16 protein-coding genes and 1 pseudogene are annotated in these 18,297 nt (G+C 46.1%); 6 read left to right on the top strand and 11 right to left on the bottom strand.

Annotation, left to right across the window (positions count from 1 at the left end; translation table 11 throughout):
- Nucleotides 1-34: 34 nt before the first annotated feature.
- Both PKOR_RS15815 and PKOR_RS15810 read right to left on the bottom strand, forming a co-directional pair.
- Complete coding sequence (locus PKOR_RS15815) at nucleotides 35-2,398, bottom strand: outer membrane beta-barrel family protein (protein ID WP_158453783.1); 2,364 nt, start codon at nucleotides 2,396-2,398, stop codon at nucleotides 35-37.
- 468 nt (nucleotides 2,399-2,866) lie between these two features.
- Nucleotides 2,867-3,049 (bottom strand): hypothetical protein, encoded by a 183-nt coding sequence (locus tag PKOR_RS15810; RefSeq protein ID WP_046312010.1) that lies wholly within the window; start codon nucleotides 3,047-3,049, stop codon nucleotides 2,867-2,869.
- A gap of 476 nt (nucleotides 3,050-3,525) precedes the next feature.
- On the opposite strand from PKOR_RS15810, the gene PKOR_RS24805 reads away from it, so the two are divergent.
- From PKOR_RS24805 to PKOR_RS15785, 5 genes are all read left to right on the top strand, one after another.
- Entirely contained in the window at nucleotides 3,526-3,783 is a 258-nt protein-coding gene (locus PKOR_RS24805) for a hypothetical protein (protein WP_148561714.1), read from the top strand.
- A 222-nt stretch (nucleotides 3,784-4,005) separates the two neighbouring features.
- On the top strand, nucleotides 4,006-4,854 hold the full coding sequence (locus PKOR_RS15805) for an RteC domain-containing protein (protein WP_046312009.1): 849 nt from the start codon (nucleotides 4,006-4,008) through the stop codon (nucleotides 4,852-4,854).
- A gap of 226 nt (nucleotides 4,855-5,080) precedes the next feature.
- Complete coding sequence (locus PKOR_RS15800; protein WP_046312007.1) at nucleotides 5,081-5,581, top strand: hypothetical protein; 501 nt, start codon at nucleotides 5,081-5,083, stop codon at nucleotides 5,579-5,581.
- Between the two features lie 231 nt (nucleotides 5,582-5,812).
- Nucleotides 5,813-6,439, top strand: a complete 627-nt coding sequence (locus PKOR_RS26120) for a DUF4138 domain-containing protein (protein WP_071843160.1) — start codon at nucleotides 5,813-5,815, stop codon at nucleotides 6,437-6,439.
- A 102-nt stretch (nucleotides 6,440-6,541) separates the two neighbouring features.
- Nucleotides 6,542-7,321, top strand: a complete 780-nt coding sequence (locus tag PKOR_RS15785; RefSeq protein ID WP_046312002.1) for a hypothetical protein — start codon at nucleotides 6,542-6,544, stop codon at nucleotides 7,319-7,321.
- 333 nt (nucleotides 7,322-7,654) lie between these two features.
- Here the strand turns inward: PKOR_RS15785 and PKOR_RS15780 are convergent, their stop codons facing one another.
- From PKOR_RS15780 to PKOR_RS15740, 9 genes and pseudogenes are all read right to left on the bottom strand, one after another.
- Nucleotides 7,655-7,951, bottom strand: coding sequence for a helix-turn-helix domain-containing protein (locus PKOR_RS15780; RefSeq protein ID WP_046312000.1), 297 nt, complete (start codon nucleotides 7,949-7,951; stop codon nucleotides 7,655-7,657).
- A 17-nt stretch (nucleotides 7,952-7,968) separates the two neighbouring features.
- Nucleotides 7,969-8,070, bottom strand: coding sequence for a type II toxin-antitoxin system RelE/ParE family toxin (locus PKOR_RS26115; RefSeq protein WP_235336596.1), 102 nt, complete (start codon nucleotides 8,068-8,070; stop codon nucleotides 7,969-7,971).
- 444 nt (nucleotides 8,071-8,514) lie between these two features.
- Nucleotides 8,515-8,916: a response regulator gene (locus tag PKOR_RS15770; RefSeq protein WP_046311998.1), complete on the bottom strand. Its 402-nt coding sequence runs from the start codon at nucleotides 8,914-8,916 to the stop codon at nucleotides 8,515-8,517.
- 6 nt (nucleotides 8,917-8,922) lie between these two features.
- The gene (locus PKOR_RS15765) at nucleotides 8,923-10,314 is read right to left on the bottom strand and encodes a sensor histidine kinase (RefSeq protein WP_046311997.1); all 1,392 of its coding nucleotides are present in this window, start codon (nucleotides 10,312-10,314) and stop codon (nucleotides 8,923-8,925) included.
- A 322-nt stretch (nucleotides 10,315-10,636) separates the two neighbouring features.
- Entirely contained in the window at nucleotides 10,637-11,272 is a 636-nt protein-coding gene (locus PKOR_RS15760) for a response regulator transcription factor (protein ID WP_046311995.1), read from the bottom strand.
- Nucleotides 11,273-11,283: 11 nt separating this feature from the next.
- Entirely contained in the window at nucleotides 11,284-15,027 is a 3,744-nt protein-coding gene (locus PKOR_RS15755) for an ATP-binding protein (protein ID WP_148561713.1), read from the bottom strand.
- A 177-nt stretch (nucleotides 15,028-15,204) separates the two neighbouring features.
- Nucleotides 15,205-15,570, bottom strand: coding sequence for a hypothetical protein (locus tag PKOR_RS15750; RefSeq protein WP_148561712.1), 366 nt, complete (start codon nucleotides 15,568-15,570; stop codon nucleotides 15,205-15,207).
- Nucleotides 15,571-15,816: 246 nt separating this feature from the next.
- Nucleotides 15,817-16,585: pseudogene (gene map, locus PKOR_RS15745) on the bottom strand (type I methionyl aminopeptidase).
- Nucleotides 16,586-16,778: 193 nt separating this feature from the next.
- Nucleotides 16,779-17,360, bottom strand: coding sequence for a YdeI/OmpD-associated family protein (locus tag PKOR_RS15740; RefSeq protein ID WP_148561711.1), 582 nt, complete (start codon nucleotides 17,358-17,360; stop codon nucleotides 16,779-16,781).
- 405 nt (nucleotides 17,361-17,765) lie between these two features.
- Between PKOR_RS15740 and PKOR_RS26110 the strand changes: the two genes are divergently transcribed.
- Nucleotides 17,766-18,023 carry a transposase gene (locus tag PKOR_RS26110; RefSeq protein ID WP_071843159.1) on the top strand — a complete coding sequence of 86 codons (258 nt, stop codon included), beginning with the start codon at nucleotides 17,766-17,768 and terminating at the stop codon, nucleotides 18,021-18,023.
- Nucleotides 18,024-18,297 lie beyond the last annotated feature (274 nt).

Below are 18,297 nucleotides of genomic sequence, written 5' to 3'. Positions count from 1 at the left end.
AGGATTTTCGACATACTCCTTACTGTACAGTATCTTATTCGCCTCCTATGCGGCTTTTTTCCTGGTTGATGATGTTGGAGGTTTTGTTTTCGTTCTTCCTGCCCCGGATAAAGTTGTAGGTGATGCTGACCGCTAGTCGGTGCGTATCATCGTTACGGACAGACAAAGATGTCTGCTCATGGAAGTTAGTTGTCACTGTTTTCTGCTCCGAATTGAAGACATCTGTAAAAATTAGACTCAGGTCGATCTTATCATTCCACAAGGACTTGCTCAAAGCGGCATCCATTGATGGAGCCATTTCTACTTTAGCTACACCGATATTATAGGGAGTGGAATACCACCCTGTGAGACTAAGCTCAAACAGGTTTTTTATGTTCATGTAATGCTTGGCATAAGCCTGAAACCGCAGAATATCAGTGGAGAATGCCTGCCCCTGAAAAGTGCCGCTCGTCTTGTAGCTGCTCAAGGTGACTTTGTGGCGACCTCTCCACCAAGAGTTGAACCGAACGGGCACACTAGTGGAACCACCATAGGAGCGCATATCATAGTTAACCGGACGTATGACAGAGACGGGTCCCTCCAGAAAAGTAAGGGTAGCGATGTTGTCTTGCACCTTGTTAGCGAACAGCACTAAAGCATACTTTTCCTTTAAAATATATTCTAGATTGTGGGCATGGCTGTACTGCCGCCTCAGGGCCACATTACCTTCGTACCTTGTGAAGGGACTAATGTAATAGCTAAAAGGGCTTCTGTCATAAAAGGTAGGCCTGTTGATTCTCCTCGAGTAGGAAAGCTTTAGAAAGTGATCCTCTCCATGCCGATAATTTACGCTGGCGGAAGGGAAAAAGTCCCCATACCGATAGGTCGCAGCTGTCCTCTTTTCTTCGGCCAGGTACCTCCCCCCTCCGCTGGTGTATTCATACCGGAGGCCAGCGTCAAAAGAGAGCCTCTCCCCTGTTTTCTTGTACTGCGCATAGCCAGCGTATATATTTTCTCGAGACCGGTAGTCAATGGTATGTAAGTCAACAAAACGTTCAGCACCCGCGAAATCCGAAGAAAAGTTAGTCAACAGATAACTGTGCTTAAACCCTGCTTGCAGCGTCTGCCTCCCAGGTAATGCGTAGTTGAAATCTAAAAGGGAAGACCAGATGACGGCATTGTTTTCATCCGCTTTGTTCAACAGGAAGATGTCACTTGGTTGTCCCTTGGTTTTTCCGGCGCTGAAGCTGTAGTCATAGGTGGATGTGAGCGCGTTGTAATAATAATTGGATTCTAACCTAAAACTGCCTTTTTTCTCTTTCAGGTCATGCGTGTAGAAAGACCCAAGGGTTAGTTCCTGTAAACCATGAACTAATTGGGCCGTGTTCTCATACACGGAATCAGCAGGCACGGGACGTTCACTGGCAACTGAAAAATAATCGTCTTGAAAGACATTTCGGTAAGGGTCCCATGATTTTCCGTATTCTACATTCAGGCCCACCAGCGATAAGCTGTCTATTGTGTAGTTAATATCACTGTAGAGGTAGTAGTATTTTTGCCTAATCACCCGGCGCTCCTGAGATTGCTTAATTAGCACGGGATCCCAGCCAAAAAATGTATCCCGAGTATCACGGTCCAAGAAAAACTTGTTATTGGCAATGTAAAACTGACTGTTCGAGCTAAAACACCCTTTGTTGTATGCCAGTGAGCTACTGACATACTTGTAATCATACCGGCCTTTTGTGTAGGTGGTCTTCACCTCTCCGGAGACTCCCTGTTGGTCCCACTTGTTCAAGTTTACATTGATGATGGCATCGCTTTTGGCGTCAAACCGGGCATCAGCATTCGTGATTATCTCTATTGTAGAAACCGCGCTAGCCGGCAGGCTTGCCAAGGACATCTTTGAGGGGCGCCCATTTACGTAAATAGCCACATTGCTCTTCCCTAGCACTGAAATATGGTTGGTTCCCGATGCTACTTCCATTCCCGGAAGGCCCTCTAATGCCTTGACCACGTTCTCTTCCTGGCTTAAGGGAGTTCCCTCTACATGCACGACTGTCTTGTCACTCCTATACTCCAGCACCCGTTTATCTACTGTTACCGCAACTTCTGTCAAGCTATTGCTCGTGTACTTTAATATAAAGTCCGCTAATACCACCTCATTGCTTCCGGGCCCGACAGCAAACCTCCTTTCTTCTGGCTGCATGCCGATGCGCTGCAGCCGGATGAGATATTCTCCTACTGGGACGGCGATGAACGCATATTTTCCAGCCTCATCTACCATCGCGTACCGAACCAGGGAATCTTGCGGTGCTGAGAATAGATGCACCATTGTGGCGACAGCCGGTTCCTGACTCTCAGTCACGACCTTACCACTTACTACTACTTGGGCAGCAGCAACCCGCATTATCAAAAACATAAAAACTATAAGCAGAACTCTTCCCATTTGGCCTCTATATTTGATTTATCCATAACCCCTTCCTATGGCATGTTTCTGAGAGCTACCTCCCGCTTCAGACAAGAGCCCCCACACTACCGGGTCAGCGTTCACGCCGAATCTGTTATCGGTTTATATGACTCTACCATTTTTGATATATCTAAATATATCTTATATGTGCCTTTGTAATCAAAACTGTTACACCAACGCCTCCTTCTCCTAGACAAAAAGTAACCAGCGTCAGCAGTACCAGTTCTCATGCACCCTTGCGGGTAGCAGAGTCCTGCTGCCAGACAAGAAGTCATAGTCAGTCAATAGCAATACACTTTACTTGCTAGGGAGCAGGACCTGTAGCCGAGCCTACCTGTTCTTTATTTTCTTTAGAAGGGTAATATAGGATAAGAGGCTCACAGGCTTACCTTAGTAAGTCTTCCGCAAGACTTGGAAAAATTACCAGGTTAAGAACATCTCCCGCCTGCGTGATCGCCCTCGCAAGCTATACACGTGCTCTATCTCCATGCTGGTCAGTTTGGTGGCTAAATATGATTTCAGGCCGGAGGAGGCGAACAGGTCGTAGCGGCTGAGCAGGATTTCACCAAGCACGTTATACCTGTTACTATAAAGAGGCCGCATCTGCTATGTAGCAGGAGGGATAAGATGCCTTTTGCAAAAAGAGCTGTGACTGAAGTTGTAGCAAAGTAAATCGAGCTTATCTGTTAAGATCGAGAAATTAGATAGGTCCTACACCTCCTGACGTTCTACTATGTTTTGTCACCACACTGCCACCTGGACGGGAGGCCACTTGCTTTAGCTCAGTTTAAATTATATCGTTTAGGCCAAAGGCCGCTGACCTGACTTATGGGGCTTAGTCACTTCCCCATTTAATTTGCTTATAAGGCAGGTTAGTCTTGCTATAGTCTGCTTGCATCATATTTTTCCATGAGGCATACCTTGCATCAAGACTATCATAAAGATACTTTCTTTCATAAAGCTACTTTCGGGAGGCTACGGCTGTAACACTCCAGAATTGGACCTTTACTCAAAAAGCAAAAGAAGCTAATAAGACTTTCCCCCTTCTAGGACTATTGTCAACTAAAATCTCGAGTTAGGTGAGCTCCTCCCTTTCCTCGGACGAGTTTGTCGGCACCGTGGCCGATGAGACATCGTGCCCCATCAGCCTCAAGGCTTTTCACGCCTCTATCCTAAACGACCACCAGGCCCATGTCCGTGAGGAAAAGGCCTACCGCCCCATCCCCGGTATCCGGCAGGTGGATCCGGAAACCGTGCAGCGGCAGTACCGGCAGGTAAAGCAGGAGGTACAGCACCTCATCGCCTCCATCCTTACCCAAGGTTCATCACATCCTTAACCTTTACTAATAACCATAAATTATTGCATACCAATAACTTATGATCTACTACACCCTCTCTACTGGCTTGGTTCATCAAAATATGCCAACATCCCGGCGCGGCTTCCTTACCTCTTTTTAAACGGCTCCGGGCAGCCTGGCGGCAGGATCCCGGGTTTGCCAGTGCCTGCGTATTTGCGGCTGGAGCCACCTGTCCATGCTACACCAACACAGTAAAATTATATGATACAGCAAGCCAACCAACTCTATGCCGAGCTCACGCAGCAGCTCCGGGAAACAGAGGTGCTTCGTTTCCCCTCTCCGGCCCTGCGCCAGGAGCGTCTCCTGCAGCACATCCGTAAGGCCATCGATGTACTCAAGCGGCAGGTGATCGCCCATACCTTCGCCGAGGAGGCCGAGGAGATCCTGTTCTTCAAGGAAGTCAAGCCCAAGTTCACCAGTCTGCTCATCTTCCATGCCCGCCTGGCCCTGATCGAGCTGAAGAAACCCCTGGGCAGCCTGCAGGACCTGCGCCGGCATTATGAGAACGAGTTGCTGCTCATCCGCATCTTCTACGACCACCATGTGCAGCTCTACCAGTACCTGCTCTCCGGGGCCTCCTACCTGGACAGCCGCCTTTTTGTGCGGGGCAAAACAGACCTGCCCTACCAGTACTGCACCTCCGCCGTGGATACCGACACCCGCTTCAGCACCCACTACGATTACATTGTGGCCCGCCTGGAAGCCAACCGCCGCCTGGGAGAATACCTGATCCAGGCCCTGCAACGGCTGGAGCAGGGGCAGCTTGACCTGAACGTCCCGCAAAGCGAGCCAGCTATGACCTGGACCGGCTCGAAGGTGTACCTCATTGAGTTGGCCTACGGCCTCTATGAGTCAGGCCAAATCAACAACGGCACGGCAGACCTGTGCCAGATCACCGAGCAACTGGAGAAGTTCTTCGGTGTGAAGCTGGGCAATGTCTACCGCACCTTCCAGGAGGTGCGCCAGCGCAAGAAAGACAGCCGCACCAAGTTCCTGGACCTGATGCGCGAGCGCCTGCTGCACCGCATGGATACGCTGGACGGGGCCTGAGGCCACCACCCGCGGCAAAGGGCGTGCATATATGGAAAAGGTCCGGTGGACTTTCCCTCTTACCCACCCCTTGGTAGTGGTGGTTATATGGAAGGAGGGTTTGGCATTTATTTTCTAAAAAAATTTCCCAAGTCAGGGAGGCCTTGTGAAGAAGGGGCTGCGGCGCTGTCCACTTTTGTCTCACCAAGCCCGCCGCACGGGGCGTTGGGCTAAAACCTAAAAAGCCATGCTTGACAACATTTCCTGGTCCCACTTCTTCCAGGCTACCGGCGCGGCCCTGGCACTCTACTACCTGGCCACACTGCTGCTCTTTTACAGACACGACATCAAGCGCCAACTCGGGCGCCTCTTTGTTCGGGCAGGCCTGCCGGCCCATCGGCCATCCCCCTCGCAGGAGTCCATCCTGGGTGCCGCCTTACCGGAGGCGGCACCTCCCCTCTCTGCGGCTAACGACCTGCAGGTAGCACCTGCCCGGCCAGAACAGCCCTTCCCTTCGGAGGCCGCGGCCATCCTGGAAGCGGTAGGTGCCCTGCTGGAGAGTGCCGTCGAGGCACGCATGGGCAAAAAAGAGTTCCTCTCGCTCCTGCACCTGCTAGACGAGCGCCACATGCCTACTTCTGAGGAAAGGCAGGCGGTGCAGCGTTACCTGCTCGAACACAGCCCCTCCAAGCTCTCCTTTCCCCTCACCGCCGCAGGGACATGCTCAACCGCCAGACACGGCAGGTGAAAGTGACGGTGAAGGCCGGTCACTGCCTGCTCCTGCAAAACCGCTAATCACCCTACACGTCTTTTTTCCACCTACAAACAGACCATACCATGAAAAAAAATCAGCTTTCTTATCTTCCTGTGCCTGCTCCTGCTACAGTTTCAGGCCTATGCCCAACCTACTGCACTGCCCCTGCTGGAGCTGAGCACCCGCCAGACCACCAGCCTCATCTTCCCCTACCCCATTCTGAGTGTGGACAGGGGGAGTGGCGATGTCCAGGCACAGGTTCCCGAGCAGACAGCCAACGTGCTCCAGGTCAAGGGAGCGCGGGAGAACTTCCCCGGCACGAACCTGACAGTGATCACCACAGATGGCAAGCTCTACAGCTTCCCCGCACGCTATGCCTCCGCTCAGTCTGAGCCCCTGCTCACCCTCGAGACGCTTCCTGCGGTCACAGCTTCCGTACTGCTGCCGGAAAATCGGTTGCATGCGGGCCAGTTGGAAAGCATCACCCGCCAACTCATTCATGAAGTGCGGTTTTACCGCGGCATTCAAGACAAGAGCGGCGGCATCAAGGTGGCGCTGGAAGGTCTCTATACAAAAGGAAACACCCTCTTCTACCGGCTGGTGCTCCGTAATGCCTCCACCCTGCCTTTTGAACTGGAGGCGGTGCGCTTTGCCACACGCGACAGGCAGCAGGCCAGGCGTACAGCCACGCAGGAAGTCCAGCTGCATCCCTGCTATGCCTGGGGCACGCGGGACGCCGTGGTGGCACCGGGGGAAGCGAAGGTTTTGCTATTTGCCCTGGAGCGCTTCCCCTTGGACCGGGGAGAGAGCGAGTCATCGAGCTCCTCGAGCGCTACGGGGTCAGGCACCTGACCCTGCGGTCTCGTGACAGACACCTGGCCCAGGCTTGCCCCCTGCTGTTTGAATAACTGATGTGACTTTAAACTATTCCTTAAATGCTAACCTGATACATCCATGAACACCAAAAACCTCGATTACCTGAAAGAAGAGCTCAAGTACACCGGCTTTGGTGAGAAACTTCACAGCGACCTGGAGCAGCAGCTCAAGCTGCAGGCCCCTCAGTTTCAGCTCCACCTGCAGCTCTCCTACCACAACAGCACGGTGGACCACACCCTGCACTTTCGGCGCTCAGACCAGACCGACAGGTATTTTTTCAACAAGTATGAAGCAACCCTGCGGTCCCCTGACCTGGAGCAGGAAAGAAGCCATACCTTCTACATCAACCGCAACGGCAGCATCACCACCAAAGAGGCCTACAACCTCCTGCAAGGGCGCTCCGTGTACAAGGAACTGCTCAAGGCGGAGGAGCAGCTCTATAAAGCCTGGGTACAGCTGGATCTGAAGACGCGGGAACCTTCTGGCAATTACAAAGTCAAGCAGTACCACGACAACTACGGCTACGACCTGGAGAAGGCCCTGCAGCGTTTTCATATCAAGGATCTGCAGGACCCGCAGCAAAAGGAGCTGCTGCTCTACTCCCTAAGGAAAGGCAACCAGTACCTGGTCACAGCGATGGAGGAAGGGTCTGAAGTGAAGCGATTTATTGAGGCAAACCCCCAGTTCAAAACCCTCAACGTCTACAGTGAGCAGCGCCGCCAGGTGATGCGGGAGACGATACAGCGGCAAGAGCAAAAGCAGGAGCCGGAAAAACAGCAGCAGGTTAATAAGGCTGAGAACACTCTGAAAGAGGAGGCAGAAAAACGGCAGTCCCGCCGGAAGGGGCTCTCTGTTTGATAGCTTTCATGTCGTGGACGAGCACCGATACGCTGCGGAAAGGACGCTTTTTTGCAGCGTATCGGTGCTCAATATCCGCCTCCTTCTTTGCATGATCTCTGCAGAGCTCTTCTAGAGTTGTAGAAGGGCTCTGCATTCCAACCAGAATGCCCCACGCGCTTTAGAGCGTCAATTGAAATCCGGTCGTGCAAGGGATACAATAGAAATACGCAGCAACGTTAGCGGAAGAAGTCAATAGCTAATATGGGGGAATACACCCTATCGTGTTGGTGCAACCGTAGCCCGTAGCGGAGCAAGGGTTAGGGCTGTGCAGGGTTACCCACTGTAGTTCTTTTAGGCAACTTTCACTTGTCTATTGAGCAATTCTACTTTAAAGTTAACCTTTGCCTCCAGAGCATTAAAGACTTTTAGAATGGTGTCTATCGTCACGTTAGTAGCATTATTTTCAAGGCGAGATATTTGAGCCTTTTTCACACCCATAAGCTGCCCAAGTTGCTCCTGCGTAAGGTTTCTTTCTTTTCTTGCTGCCCGAATCATGTCTCCAATCAGTTCTAGCTTAAGTTCGAACTCGTATTTATCACGCTCCGGCGTTCCTTTCACTCCTATAAGCCTGTCTTCGGCTTCGCTCAAGGAATATCTTTACATGTTTATGTCTCTTTAAAATAGATTTCCTGAATACGCTCGGCCTTACCAATTTCCTTTTTATCTACTTTGCTGGTTTTCTTGACGAAACCATGGGTGGCGAGCACAAGTGTTTCTGTTTTGTCCCAGAAGACAAGAGCTTGTACTGGAGCCCATGATAAAGAGCCCTGAACTTCCAGATTTCGCTGCTTAACTTATAGTCCCGAAAGTAGAATCGTCAAGTGGTGTAACTTCACTTAATATCGGCATGGGCTGAATCACAGGAAAAATCATAGCGCAAGTTGACGATCCCTTTTCCCACTCTTTCTCTGGTATGTCTCTTTAGGAGACAGCGTCATTTTCGGAGAGTAGGCACCATAACCCATGAGTACTTATGCATTGCTCTTAAAAAGGGACAGAACCGGGTCCTGTTTACGTACTTTCCGTCTGCAGATACTCTCCAATCAGTGTAGGTAATTTTCACCCCTACGGGCTACTAAAAGGCGCTTCAGTTAATTCTGAAGAGCTTTTTGATTTTGCCTCGAGCACCACACTTTTTCATCTAAATTTAATTAATTTAACTTAGACAGAATTCTGTGCAGCGCTGATTCCGAGAGTGGTTTAGTTACATAGTCTATAACACACTCGTATTTCAAAGAAGCTTTTATGTCAGCTTCTATATCTGATGATGATAACATGGATATTTTAGTCGGAAGGCGCTTTTGAAGGCCCATTTCATGATAGGCATTCAGAAAATCAAAACCATTCATCAAAGGCATATTGATATCCAGAAAAATCAGATCTGGAACAGCCTCTCCATTGCTGAAGCACGATGACAGGTAATCAAGTGCCTCAGGTCCGCTCATAAAATAGTCTACGTTTTCTGTTATACCTAAATGTTCGATCACAATCTTACAGAAGACATTATTTACTTCATCATCATCTATGATCAACACTTTATTTAAATATTTCATGTAAAATTATCTTGGAATCGTAATACTAAATGTTGTACCTACACCTACCTCACTTAAAAGTTTGATGGAGGCTCCCATCTTTTCTATGGCCTGTTTAACTATAAAAAGGCCAAGACCAGAACCTGCCACACTGAGATTTGCCCTGTAAAAAATATCGTAAACTTTTTCCTGAACAGGCTTAGGCATCCCTAGCCCATTATCAATTACTTCTATAAATACACTTTTGGGTTGACTGATAACTGTTACCAGCACAAAGCGGTCCTCACCTTCAGGGCGGTGGTGTATGATGGCATTACAAATAAGATTTTGTAAAACAGCTCTAAGCAATCCTTCATCAGCAGTTAATTCAGCACCGTCCTGCACCAGGGCCTTTATATTCAGGCTCTTTGCCTGAGGCACTTGCCGCAGTATATCTACTATATCACTTACAAATTCTTTCAAGATGATTTTGTTCAGTACTATTTCCTTCTGCGAAATGCGTGTGAGACCGATTAGATCGTTAACAGTTGTTGAAAGCATCGCATGAGATTTCTTTATCAGCCGCAGGTAGTCTAAGAACTCTTTATCAGTGGTTTTATCTATAGCAAAGTCTATTACACCCTGCATGGCAGAAAGCGGCGACTTCAGGTCATGCGATGCTCTGTACATGAACATATCGAAGTCCTTGATTTTAGATTTTAGCTGGTGCTGTACATTTTGAATATCAGTAACGTCCCGCTCTGCCAGCAAAACGCCATTGCTATGCCCTGCATCATCTTTAAGTGGCACAGCATTAACCAAATATGTTCTGGGGTAATAGTTTTCCCTTTTTTTAATAACTAATTGGTCATGAACCACCTCTCCTTTGAAGGCTCTTACCAGTGGCAGCTCATCTTCGGCATATGCTGTTTTGCCGTCAGGTTTAAGGTTAAGAGTTTCATTTTCAAGATCTATGCCCTCAGCAATTCCATTTTTCAGAGCAGCTCTGTTGATGATCATGATATTCCCCTGGTTATCAAAAGCAGTGATCTCCGGAGGAACCGTATCTATTACAACCTGCAACAGGGCGTTTCGCTGATACAGTGCCTTTTTATTCATTTCATGCGTTGTGACATTTTGTATCAGCAGGAGAACATAGCTAGCATTTAAGGGTATAGCTTTGGCCTCAAAGTACTCTTCGTTCGATCCAAGGCCTAACGAGTAACGCACCATATGTATAGCACCTTTCTCAGTCGCAGCTCTGACGGCATCTAATAGCTCAGCAACAATACTCTCTGGAAGAATAAGGCTTAAATGCGGCAGGCTATCATGTTGCATATAAAGATCAGAAATCGAACCTGTCTCAAACTCCTGATAATGCCCTGTGCCAGAAACGACCAGCACAAGATCTGTTATGATCCTTTTTGTCCCTTCAACCATTTATTGTAATTATTTCGGATCGCTGTTGTGCAAAGTGTGTGCAGGCTAGTCGCTAGTAGAATAATACTTTACCGCTTTTACTCGTTGTACACGAAATAAAACTGCGTGCTTTACATACTTGATTTACTATACAAAGTACGCTTCTCCGAAGGGTTACAGCTATCAAACCAATGGGCAAATAATGTAGCATATGCTACAAAAAACTGTAGCACTTTATATGACAACATATAACTTTAGCTACATAAGACTTACAATAAACAAAGTATCAAAAGAGGTGAATGGCTATACTTTGTAACACAAGAGCACGAAGAAACAATTATGGTTAATCTAATAGATTATTGTTAAGACAATACTTGGTCAGTTCTGGGATTGTACTGAGTCCCATCTTCTTATAGACCCTGTTTTTGTAAGTATGCACCGTGCTAGTGGTAATATGAAGGGATGCTGCTATACTTTTAACACTATCACCTGTTGCCAGTTTACACATTATCTGGAACTCTTTATCAGAGAGCAGACTGTGTTGCTGTACCTGCTTACCTCCAGCTCTTAAGGTTTCCACTAGATGTTCGGCTAGTTCAGGAGAAACATACTTTCCTCCTTCATATACCTTACGTATAGCATTTATCAGTTCACGGGCAGCGCTTTCCTTCGTCATGTATCCGGCAGCGCCGGCCATAAGTGCACGCACAGCATATTTCTTTTCAGAGTGCATCGTAAGAATAAGCACTGATATGTTGGGATAATATTTACTTATGTCCTTTAGCACATCAATACCATCTCTGACAGGCATTGTTATATCAAGCACAACAACATCAACTTCGTGCTTCTGAAGTAGTCGTAGCACCTCAGCTCCGTTTGTAGCTTCTGCTATCACCTGCATGTCCGGGTCGCGCATTATTACTTTTTTCAACCCTTCCCGTATCAGGACATAATCGTCAGCAATAAGTATATTAATCATGCTTTAATCTTTTAATTAAGAGCTGCATCAAGTGTTAACTCCACTGTGGTTCCCCTTCCCCTGCAGGAGTCCAGTATTAAGTCTGCCCCTATACGCTGCGCACGCTCCTTGATACCAAGTAACCCAAAAGACTGTTTACCTAACAATACCTGGTCATCGAAGCCAACACCATCATCTACAATCCTAAATTTAAATTTATCATCTTCTTTTATGATTTCAATAAAAGCAGTTGCAGCCTGTGCATGTTTCATAATGTTTGTTACAGACTCCTGTACCACCCGGTAAACTTCTATGGCTATGGTCGGTGGTAACTCAACATGTTCTACATTAGACTTCACCACTATTTGTGTACCTATGCGTTTACCCAAGTCGGCAACAAGCCGCTGTATCTCGTAAACCAGCTCCAGGTCATCGGAAAGGGAAGGCCTCAGGTGAGAAATAATTTTGCGTAAAGCTAATAAGGAAGCATCCAGCGCCTTCTCCATGCTGCCAAGGCTCTCTACCATTTCACCCTTTAATTTGCTTCTGCTTCCATTCATACGGTCGTATAGCAGGGATATTTCGATCTTAAGCGCAGTGAGAGCCTGTCCAAGTTCATCATGTATTTCACTTGCTATCAGCTTGCGTTCGTTTTCACGCAGGTCCTGCAAATGTGACGTAAGCAAATGCAACTGCTCGTTAACTTTCCGCAGTTCGGCAGTGCGTTCTACCACCCGTTCTTCCAACGCAACGTTATACTTACTCATTAACTCTTCGGCCCATTTTAGCTCCGTAATATCAGTGCAGGCACCAATGTAACCAAGCATTTCTCCTTCATCGGTAACTCTTGGAACGCCATTATCCAACAACCAGCGATACTGCCCATGCTTGTTTAGCAGGCGGTATTCCATGCTGAACTCCTCCCCCGCTTTAAAGGCATTTGTATAGGTCTTGATACAGGCGTCCAGATCATCTGGATGTACGCCTTCGGCCCAGCCATAGCCATACTCTTCTTCCTGCGTACGTCCCCTAAACTCGAGCCATTTGTCATTAAAGAAGTCGCAGAGCATATCAGTGCCAGACATCCAAATCAGAACAGGTGCCGCATTGGCCATTTCAATAAACCGCTTTTCTGTCTCTAAACGGGCCTGCTCATCTACTTTCTTATCTGTTACATCAGCAAAATAGCCTGTGATACCTTTTTCCGACGGGTAAAGCCTGGCATCAAACCACTTATTTAATTCAGTATCATAGTATACGATGCCTGCCGGTTGCAAAGTCTCCCTAACATGAAGCACCGTTTGATACAGGGCAGTATCCTTCAGGTAAGGATAAACATCCAGTATTTTTTTACCGATATGACCATCTTTCGTTCTATTCGATAATTCGAGAGCACGGTTGTTCACATAGATAAATTCCAGATCATGGGATACGTGATAAAATCCATCGCTTATACTGCTAAGTATAGATTCAAGCAGCTCTTTCCGTTCCTCCGATTCTTTAAGCAGCAGGTGCTCTCTTTCTTTCAGTTCATTGCGTAGCCTGGAATTTCTAATATTGGCTTTAACCCGCGTAAGCAGCTCCTTTGCACTAAAAGGCTTTATCAAATAATCATCTGCTCCTGTGCCTAAGCCATACATTTTATCTTCTTCTCCAGCTCTTGCTGATAACAGTATAACAGGTATTGTGATATAGGCAGGTACAGTTCTGAGCATTTTAAGCAGTTCGACACCATCCATTACAGGCATCATAACATCAGAAAGTATAAGATCAGGCCTTTGGTGCTCTAAGATTTCAAGCGCTTTCTGGCCGTTACTGGCTGTAAGCAATGCATAGTCTTGCTTCAAAATCCTTTTAACATAATCCAGCATATCTGCATTGTCATCAACCAGCAGCACAAGCGGGCGATCCTGATGCTGTAAGCTTATCTCTGACGCTGTTTCTTCTTCGGCATGGAAAAGTTCCAACCTGTTGTCTAACCAAGCTTCTGCCTCCAGTTGAGACTGGACCTTTTCTATCGAAATCTCACTTCTGATGCTCGCATCAACCTGTATTTTGTCTTCCGGAAGATGAGTGGAACCTTTAGGTATACGAACTATGAACTCACTTCCTCGACCTGCTTCACTTACTACATCAATGCTGCCACCATGCAGTTTTACCAGCTCAGCCACCAAGGCCAGACCAATGCCAGATCCTTCAATCGAGCGCCCGCCCTGTTGTTCTACCCGATGAAACTTTTCAAATATCCTAGGAATTTCCTGTTGAGCTATGCCTATACCTGTGTCTTTCACATGTAGCTCAATCGCCTTTTCTTTATCTTTTAAAGCTAATTCAACAGTACCAGCAGCCGTAAATTTGTAGGCATTCGACAACAGGTTCAGCACGATCATTTCCCACATCGTTGTATCAACAAAAACAGGCTTCGTAACGGCATCAACCTTTATCGTGTAACTTATACCAACCTGCTCCATCAATGTGTTAAAAGTGCTGCCAAGTTCTCGCGTTAACTTAGAAAGATCTGCAGGCACATAGCTAACATTATAACGGCCAGACTCAACGTAAGAAAAGTTGAGCAGATTATTTACCTGTTTCAGCAGTCTCATTGCATTGCGCTGCATAAGCTGCAGACTTTCCCGATCTTCATTTGAAAGACTTTCAGATTTACTCAGAAGCAACTCAAGCGGCCCCAGAATAAGTGTTAAGGGCGTACGGAACTCATGACTAACGTTGTGGAAGAAGTTCGTTTTTGCCTTGTCGAGCTCTATTAGCTTTTCTGATAGAAGACGTTCCTGCTCAAATGATCTTACAGTTGTTACGAGGGTATTTATTTGTGATGACAGCAGGTTCAGAAATTTAGAATAAGCCTCATCAAAAGACAGGACTGCACTGATGCCCATCACAAGGTATCCCCTGGTGATGTTCTCACTTATTTCTTTAACAGGCACAATAGCTGCCTGATCAGGCAACTTCCCATTACAAGGTGCTTTTAAGACGTTTTTAAGTGCTGCAGGAATGGTTACAGTTCTTATACCTGATGCATGATCCCCCTTTGTAAGCAGCTGCGTAAGGCTCTGTAAATCTGGCAGATCTTCTAAATTTTCCGTGAAGGCAGGTTTTGTATAGTCATAAAGAGTAGGGTTGCCATTATCTACATCATAAAGTATAGCGAATGGTAGATCGTTTGTATTTTCAGCAAGCACTCCCATTACCTCATTTCGGGCTACGCTTATTGAGGTATCTGTACGAATGCTGGATATTTTACTTATAGTTTTAAGTCTACGTTCATTCAGAACCTGCGATGTTTCCTCAAAGCAGACACAGAGAACTCCACCAACTGTGCCATTGCTTTCAAATACCGGACTATAGGAGTAAGTATAATAAGTCTCTTCCTTAAACTCTTTCCGCTCCATGTAAAGCAGGTTCTTTTCTTCAAAAGCCGTTTCTCCCTTTTGAATTACATTTTCAAGCGGAGCCCCTACTACATCCCATATATCTGACCAGTTTACTTTAGCGGGCTTGCCTAATGATTTAGGATGTTTTGCACCTAATACGGGTATGTAACCATCATTATAAAATGTGATCATTTCTTCTCCCCATAAGAGTGCCATCGGATAAGCAGCAGTCAAAATAATACTAAGGGACGTTTTAAGTGAAGCAGACCAATCCTCAACAGGGCCTAAACAGGGGCTATTCCAATCAAACTCCCGCATTACCTTGGCCATATTACTGGACCCACTAAACACTCTTTCTAACTCTTTTAAGTCTGTATTATTCATTTCAACTACTGTTTCTTCTGCACTTATGTTATTCGGAAGCTTAAACCTTTGTGTATCCTTAAAAAACACCTCATTTGTTTTATCCTTCTTTATTGCAAGACTTTTATAAGTATGCTTAATAAATAAGGTTTAGCACGAATAGAGGTCACTGAGAGTTTATTGTTTAACCTATACTACTTAATTACTAAATTCTGTCTTAACCTCAGTAAATCCTAACCTCTCAGCCGTTCTCTTGTTCAGGATATAACTGGTTGCTTTCACTTTGCTGGAGCAAGTATCTAAGGCCCCACACTCTTCGATTAGCGCAAGTATCCCCTCCAGATAACTTTGGATGATGTAGCTTGTTCTCTGCTGTTCGCGCTGCATATCAAGCACATAGAGGTAATTAAACAAGGTGCCTCCCTGGATGGTGATAACTCCGTTTTTCTCCTTATCTGCCAGGAAAAGCGGAGAGTAGTAGGTAAGCTTATTATTTTCTTTGAGCGAGGGAGTGTCAAAAAAGGAGCAATAACTGATAGTGTGATACTGACTGAAAGTATGCACAGCATGTAAATCCCGGTTGAAACTGAGAGAAGCAACATGCACAGGTTGAAAGCTAATGCGCCAAGACCGATAATGATCTGAACACGGTTCTGCTCTTTTATAGACTTCTGGTAAAATCGGTGTTTCAAAATCTCAACTGGAGTATAGTACTGCCAGCGTTCGCGTGTAAGCGGCGGCGGAGGCAGTCGGCCGAAGATGCCTTTTACATGATGTCAGCGGTCCAAGCCTACTTCCTCAATTTTGTGCTTATTCAAAAATTCTGTTACTTTCTGTCAATACAGGCGGCTCACCGTCGGTTACTACAATCCTATGTTCATATTGAGCCATATATCTATCCTCCTTTATTTCCAACCAGTGTCCATCCATCGCTTAGTTCTTTAGTATAAGTTGATGTGGTTGAAATAAACGTTTCGATAGCGACTACTGAGTTTTTCTTGAATCTTCTTTGGTCAAACCTGTTCCTGAAGTTGAGCAGTTCATCAGGTTGTTTGTGAAGTCTTCTGCCTACTCCGTGACCGCCAAGATTCTTGATGACCCTGTACCCCCTCTTCTTGGCTTCTGTTTCTGTCAAATAACCAATTTCTGATATTCTCACACCTCCTTTGATATTACTGATGGCTTATGGTAATACTTCTTTTGATGCGTCAACCAATTTTTGATGATGGTGAATATCATTACCAATAACAAAAGAACTTCCATTGTCGGCCCAAAAACCGTCAAGCTCGGCAGAAACATCAACATTCATTAAATCACCTTCTCTCAATATCTGCTTATTTGACGGAACGCCGTGGCAAAACTCTTCATCAACACTTATACAAGTCCAGCCCGGGAAGCCATAAGTAAGATGGGGTGCTGACTGTGCGCCAAATTCGGAAAGAATCTATGCGCCATACTCATCCAGTTCCTTTGTACTCATTCCGGGTTGAGCGTATTGCATCATTTTGTTTAGGGCATGTGAAACAGTTTCGCTTACCCTTTGCATCCCTACTAACTCAGTTTCTTTTGTTATTGACAAATCACCTTGGTTTTCATTGGTCTTTATTAGCCTTCGCTAATGGACTCGCATGAGGCTTGTGGCATATTTCGAAGCCCTCCCTTCCAGTTTGCACAAAACAGACTTAACCAAGCGTCAAACACCTTTGATTTACTGGTTTACCTGCCAAAAGCTGAATACATTCTTAGCGGTAGTACTTTTAACTTTTGTTCATTTACCTGTCATTCAGGCCCTTTCCCTCAAGGATTTTCGGAATACACCTCTCTATTCTTGATTCAAGGGTCTTGGATTGTTTGGCTTGTGAAAAATACAGCAGGTATCCTTTTTGTCGCCCAGGTGTCAAATTCTCAAAAGCAGCCTTCAAATCAGGTCTTTCCTTTAATTTATTTTGAAATTCTTCAGGAACATTGAATTCTTTGGCCTTTTTAAAATCTACTTTCAAACCTAGTTCTTCTACTTTAATGGCTTCATAAATGTAAGCTTTGATGATGGGTCCTAATTCCTCAATTTCCTTAACATTTGTAAAACGAATTTGTCGTGCCGCCTGCACATTTTCAGTCTGTTGGATTAGAATACCATTGGTATCATTCAATAAAGAGCCTTTATGAAATAAGAGAGCACAATAGTCCTTAAACCCGTGAATTAAAACTATGTTACTCTCTTGAAAAGTATAACAAGGAACGCCCCATTTTAACTCTTCTATCAATCCGCAATCAAGAACAAGCTTTCTCAGCTTTCCATATTCTTGTTGCCACTTTGTTTCTTTGTCGAAGAACCAATCTGTTTTAGGATTCATGTTTACTATTTTATAGTACTACCATCTTTTAAATTAGGTCAATGATATTTTTCCAATACGCATAGTATACTTTTAGCAGGCAGAGCAGTATTGCTCCTATTTTTACCTTCATACTACCCGCTAGCAAAGCGGACAGGGTCTAAGAGACGATTCAGTCTGGCTGCTATTAAGTTAAACCCGCAGGCAAGGGACATATAGATTTTCGGGACTTGAAGGGCTCAGTATAAGTTTTCGACCCGCCGCTTGCATAATCCAGTCAAAAGATATGAAATAGACTATGCAACCACAAGCCCCTGCCTTCATTCTGGGTGTGGATGTTTCGAAAGACAGCCTTGATGTGTGCCTACTAAAGTGCAGCAATGGGAGAATGCTTCACCAGAATATTAACAATAAGAGGGGGGCAAGGTGCTGGCCATCTCGCTCTTGGTTTACACCCAAGGCTTTGCCCGAATGGAGGACGGGCGCAAGCTGGCCTGCTACTGCGGGTGGCACCCTTCGAGTACCGAAGCGGCACGAAGGGTAATGGGTAGGACGGGCGTGTCCTGGTTTGCCAACAAAGAATCAAAGCAGGTGCTGTGCATGGCGGCACTGAGCAGTACCCGCAACAACAGGGAGATGAGACCTACTTCGAGCGCAAGGTCAGTGAAGGCAAGAGCAATATGAGCATCCTGAATGCCGTAAGAAATAAGTTGCTACACCAGGCGGTGACCGCCTTAAAGAGAGGGACTCCCTATGAGGTGAGATTGAACATTACTTAGAGCTTAGCGCTAGTTATTATCATGGATTTCGTACTGGTGTAGCAGAATGTCCTAGCGTGAGCAAGCCCTACTGCTACACTTTATTACATGGTGTCTCTATTTTCTTGGGAAGGCACTGCAGGCGTACAGTACACAACGGTCAGGTGAAACAAAATGGAATGGAACAAAGGCTTGCTTTC

It is taken from the genome of Pontibacter korlensis (assembly GCF_000973725.1).
Classification (GTDB): domain Bacteria; phylum Bacteroidota; class Bacteroidia; order Cytophagales; family Hymenobacteraceae; genus Pontibacter; species Pontibacter korlensis.
The sequence above is the reverse complement of the archived record's forward strand: the minus strand, read 5'-3'. Positions and strand labels throughout refer to the sequence as shown.